The organism is Pseudoalteromonas sp. S3260, from assembly GCF_005886925.1.
Classification (GTDB): domain Bacteria; phylum Pseudomonadota; class Gammaproteobacteria; order Enterobacterales; family Alteromonadaceae; genus Pseudoalteromonas; species Pseudoalteromonas tetraodonis.
This window is the reverse complement of record NZ_PNCV01000346.1, coordinates 1-383: the sequence shown is the minus strand read 5'-3', so window position 1 is coordinate 383 and position 383 is coordinate 1. Positions and strand designations below refer to the sequence as shown.

Below are 383 nucleotides of genomic sequence, written 5' to 3'. Positions count from 1 at the left end.
ACTATATTGTTGATGCTAAAGTTTCCTTGATAGCGAACAATCGCATCTTTCATTGCTTGAGGAACGCCGGCATCATTACCATCATAGGTATAGCCTTCATCCGCTGTTGTGTTATAGCCAACGCCCAACTCCACTCCAGCAACAAAATCGCTGGGGATGGATTTGGTTCTGATGTCTATGTTACCGCCACCGAACGCCGCAGGCATATCGGGAGAGTAGGCTTTTTGCACCGCCATACTTTCTATGATGCTTGCTGGGAAGATATCCAGCGGCACTACGTTGCGAGTTAGTTCGGGGCTAGGGATATAGGCACCATTCAATCTAGCACTGGAATAACGCTCGCCCAGACCACTAACATAAATAAACTTACCATCAACTAATGT

1 pseudogene is annotated in these 383 nt (G+C 46.7%); it reads right to left on the bottom strand.

Going from position 1 to position 383, the window contains the following annotated elements:
• A pseudogene (locus CWC14_RS18745) lies at positions 1-383 on the bottom strand (TonB-dependent receptor); the annotation flags it as partial.